The sequence below is a fragment of the Companilactobacillus halodurans genome, assembly GCF_009600985.1.
GTDB classification, from domain to species: Bacteria; Bacillota; Bacilli; order Lactobacillales; family Lactobacillaceae; genus Companilactobacillus; species Companilactobacillus halodurans.
Window position 1 is genome coordinate 1 of sequence record NZ_VDFP01000300.1, and the last position, 1,009, is coordinate 1,009.

Sequence of the window (1,009 nt, forward strand, 5' to 3'; positions counted from 1 at the left end):
TATCAACATCTATCACTCTCACATGTAATCATATTAGATATCCACAGAATTATAGGGGACAAAGTCCACTATAATGCCATAATAATTTTTATTAACTCTCGGAGGAAATACATTTTGTTGAATCAAACCGAAATCTCTTCGATCCGTAATTTTAACCGTGACTATACTAAATTACTTGGGATTCTAAATAAAAAAGTTCTCGGAACACCACTCAGTTGGACCGAGGGACGTGTCATTTTAGAAATCTCCTTTAACCACGATAAAACTCCAATTGAAGTGGCTAATAGTCTTAATCTGGATAAAAGTTACACCAGTCGTATCATTAAACGCTTTGAAAAAAATGAACTCCTGACCAAGTCACCTTCAGCAACAGATTCTCGCTCGGTTCAATTACATTTAACTTCTAAAGGCCTTGCGCTTGTTAAAGAATTAGATGAACGCTCTGATCAACAGATCAAAGACCTTCTTGGCAATTTATCCGACCTTGAACAGAAAAAGTTTTATCAGGCAATGTCAACAATAGACACATTGCTCTTTAACAGAAAGTAGGCCTTTATTATGTGGCAAGTAAAACGATTTTCAGAATTATCTACTAAGGAACTTTTTGACATTTTTTATTTAAGAACCAAAATATTTGTCATGGATCAAAAACGGATTTATCAAGAAGTCGATGAACACGACCCTGAAGCTATTCATATTTTTGATATAATTGACGGCAAAGTTGCGGCCTACGCTCGAATTTTTCCACAAAATAACAATGTAACTTTTGGCAGAGTCGTCACTGATCCACAATACCGGGGATTAGGGCTTGGAAATGAATTAATGAAATACATCCTATCTACCATTCAAAAAAATTATCCAAATCAACTAATTGAAATAGAAGCTCAAGTTCAAGTTGAGGGATTCTATAAAAAATTTGGTTTTCAAACTCACGGCGAACCATTTCTATTCAACCACACCCCTCATCTTAAAATGACAAAAATTTAGTCTAAAACACTCCAGTGAACAT

The 1,009-nt window shown here is 34.8% G+C and carries 2 protein-coding genes; both read left to right on the forward strand.

Features of this window, described 5'->3' with window-relative positions:
* Positions 1-114: 114 nt before the first annotated feature.
* Positions 115-549: a MarR family winged helix-turn-helix transcriptional regulator gene (locus tag FHL06_RS14300; RefSeq protein WP_153387339.1), complete on the forward strand. Its 435-nt coding sequence runs from the start codon at positions 115-117 to the stop codon at positions 547-549.
* A gap of 9 nt (positions 550-558) precedes the next feature.
* Positions 559-987, forward strand: coding sequence for a GNAT family N-acetyltransferase (locus tag FHL06_RS14305; RefSeq protein WP_153387341.1), 429 nt, complete (start codon positions 559-561; stop codon positions 985-987).
* Positions 988-1,009 lie beyond the last annotated feature (22 nt).